Annotated in this window: 2 protein-coding genes; one reads left to right on the top strand and one right to left on the bottom strand. The window is 33.9% G+C overall.

From position 1 onward, the window contains the following. Positions 1 to 2,825, top strand: a 2,825-nt coding sequence (locus RR554_RS09385; protein ID WP_332467892.1) for a bifunctional metallophosphatase/5'-nucleotidase, incomplete at its 5' end; no start/stop codon positions are given. Positions 2,826 to 2,870: 45 nt separating this feature from the next. On the opposite strand, the gene RR554_RS09380 is transcribed toward RR554_RS09385, so the two are convergent. Beyond that, a complete protein-coding gene (locus tag RR554_RS09380; RefSeq protein ID WP_443081334.1) occupies positions 2,871 to 3,620 on the bottom strand; it encodes a hypothetical protein in 750 nt (249 codons plus the stop codon). Positions 3,621 to 3,652 lie beyond the last annotated feature (32 nt).

Here is a 3,652-nt window from a genome sequence, read left to right as displayed (position 1 = left end):
GTCGTGCGTCTGTTTTGGCAGCACATTTAGATCAAGCACAAAAAGCGTTTGCTGAAAAAAATGCAACTGGTACAACTAAACGTATCCAAGCTGGAGATTTAGTAGGAGCAAGTCCTGCTAACTCGGCTCTTTTAAGAGATGAACCAACTATACGTGTCTTCAATCAAATGAAATTTGATATTGGAACACTTGGTAACCATGAGTTTGATAAAGGTTTAGGTGAATTTGTTCGTATGATTAATGGTGACGCACCTGATCGAGCAAACATGGGTGGTATGAGTGATGAGCTATGGAATATCTTTAAAGATTATCCAAGAAGCCCAAGTACTCAAAAATTAACAGTAGCTAACTTAGAAAATAAAACGGACGGCCCTCACGGAAAAGTAGGAGAAAGTCCATACAACCTACCACCATATCTTGTTGAAACTTATGGTGAAGGTGAAAATAAAGTCCAAGTTGGTTATATTGGAGTTGTCACAAAAGAATTCCCAAGTTTAGTTTTAGCTGAGCATACAAAAGACTTCAAAGTTATTGATGAAGGTGAAGCTGTTGCTAAATATACAAAAGAATTAAGAGAAGACAAAAAGGTTGATGCTATTGTTGTTGTTTCTCACGTAGCTGCAACTAGTAAAAAAGGCGAAGTTAAAGGTGAAGTTGTTGACATGATGAATACTGTTGACAAACTAGATCCAGAAAATAGTGTCGATGCAGTGTTTGCTGGACATAACCATAAAGAAACAAATGGTTTAATCAAACGTGAAGGTAAGCAAGATGTTCGTGTGGTTCAAAGTACATCTCAAGGTAAAGCTTACATTGACTTACAAGGTGAATTAGACCCTGTAACAAAAGATTTTAAAGAAACACCATCGGCTAAAATTGTTCCGACTGAAGAAAGCAAAGTAACTCCAGATGCTAATATTCAAAAAACTGTTGATGAAGCATCAGAAGCAATTAAACCAATTACTAATGCAGCAGTTGCTAAAGCTGACTTAGACAAAGTTGATGAAATTGATGGTCAAAAAATGGTTTCTCGTAGAGCAAATGCTGATGACGAAACTCCAGCAGGTAACTTAATTACTGATGGTCAACTATATATGGCTAATAATACTAAATTAACAGATGCTGCCGGCAAAGAAGTTAAAGCTGATTTTGCGATGACAAACTCTGGTGGTATTCGTGCGGACTTACTAATTAATGACAAAGGTGAAATTACTTGGGGAGCTGCACAAACAGTTCAACCATTTGGTAATATTTTACAAGTTGTTGCAATGAAAGGTTCAGATATCAAAGAAGCTTTAAATCAACAATACAACAATGGTAAAACTGGTTATACATTACAAGTCTCTGGTTTAACTTATGGCTATACTGGAACAGCAAAAACTGGCGACGGTACATTTAAAGTAGAAACTGCTTATAAAGCTGATGGTACACCAATTAAAGATGATGAAACATACAATGTTATCATCAATGATTTCTTATTTGGTGGTGGTGACGGATTTACAGCCTTCACTAAAGGTACTCTTGTAACAGCAATGGATACAGATACAGATACATTTGTTGATTACTTCAAAGCAATCGATAAAAAAGGTGAAAAAGTAGTATCACCTGAATTAGGACGTAAACAAAAACAAACAATCACTGAAGAAGATTTACTTAAAGCAACATCTGTAGATGCTGTTAAGAAAAACGCAACAAACATTACTGGTAAAACAACAGCTGAAGCTGAAGTAAGATTTACAGCAGCTGATGGCAAAGAAATCGGTAAAGGTAAAGTAGATAAAGATGGTAAATTTGACGTTAAAGTTGAAGCAGTTAAAGATAAAACAATTAACTGTCACGTAGCTGTTGGACCAACTAAAGTTATTAGTGCAGTAAATGTAGCATTCCCAGAAGGACCTTACATTGAAGATGGACGTCAAGTTCAAGTGGTTAAAAAAGGCTACAGCTTATGGTCTAACTTTGATTGGAAAGAAAGAAACAAATCAAACAATGTATTAAATGAAATCTTTACATCTCGTGGTAAATACGTTCATGAAAATGGCGCAACTTACTTATCACTTTTCGATAACCAAGGAAAATGGCAAGGATACATCAATGAAAATGCAACAAAAGAAGCTACAGAATTACAAGGTCAATACATTAAATATGGAAAATATGTAACAATTAATCGTACTGGCTACAATACTTGGTCAAACTTTGATTGGAAAGAACGTAACCAAACAGAAAACTTATTAGGTGAAACTTACCAAGCAAGAGGTAAATACAAACATGCGAATGGTTCAACTTACCTTTCATTATATGATGCAAAAGGAAAATGGCATGGTTATATCAATAAATCAGCTGTAAAAGTTGGTGAAGGTAAACAAGGTGCTTATATCAATGATGGTCGTTATGTAACGATTTCAAAAGATAACTATGATGTGTGGTCTAACTTTAACTGGAAAAAACGTACATCAAGTAAAAAAGTATTGAATGAAACATTCCAAGCTAAAGGTCATTACAAACATATTAATGGCGCTACTTACTTCTCATTATATGATAATAAAGGTAACTGGCATGGATATATCAACGCTAACGCTGTAAAAGTTGGCGAAGGTAAACAAGGAGCTTACATTAGCTACGGTAAAAAAGTAACAATTGCTAAAAAAGGTTATAGTACTTGGTCTAACTTCAGTTGGAAAGAACGTAATACAACTGATAAAATGATGAAAGAAAAATTCACTGCAAAAGGTATGTACAACCACATTAACGGCTCAACATACTACTCATTATATGATAACGATGGCAAATGGCATGGTTATGTTAATAAAAATGCAGTAAAATAATATGAATAAAAAAAGTTGTTCCTTAAGATAAGGAGCAACTTTTTTTTATTTAACAACAGTCCATTCATTGAGTGTTTTTCCGTTTTCGTCAATCATCTCAAGCCAGCTATTTGTTCCAGCAAAATATAAAAATAAACCAACCTCATTAACACTTTTTAAAATAATATCATCTGTTGTGATAAAATCTTTGAATTGTTTTTGGTGATCATGTCTAATTTTATCTCCCATTTTCGCTGAAAAACCAACTGAACCATCTTTATTTAAAGGCGCTTCTGGCATCATAGTCGCTCCTTTTTTTATCAACATTTCATTTCGTTTTCTCCACATAACTGTAGCAATACTATTTCTCGTATCAATATAAAATTCTTTTTCACTCACTTCTTTTGTCCATTTATGTCGTGCTTTACCCGTTTTTTTTGGTTTTATTTCAGCTTTATCAAGAGAGCTTCCCATTCTATTTAGAATGAAAAGAATAATTTCTATTAATTCGATTAATTGTTTCTGAATATTTTCTGGTACGCTTAGATCCTCAGCATTGATAGGAGAAAATCCTTGTTCAACTGCGTGATTTGTAAGTAAGCGCCCTAAGTACCTCAAGTCACTATCCGTTGTAGGGATTATTTCAACGAGTGTGTCAAAAGTTATTTTGTCAGTAGCTCGTAAGGTTTTTTCATTACCGATAAAAATGACATTTTTTTCATTAAATAAAAGAAATAGTTTATTAGATTCTAGTGTTTTAGGCAACGTATTAGTTTGAGACAGTTGAATGGTTAAGGGCAAGGCATCAACAAAAATAGTTGTTGTATCTTTAGTAAAATTAACTTGTG

The organism is Vagococcus sp. (genome assembly GCF_036639995.1).
GTDB lineage: Bacteria > Bacillota > Bacilli > Lactobacillales > Vagococcaceae > Vagococcus.
This window is presented reverse-complemented; position numbering and strand designations above follow the sequence as displayed.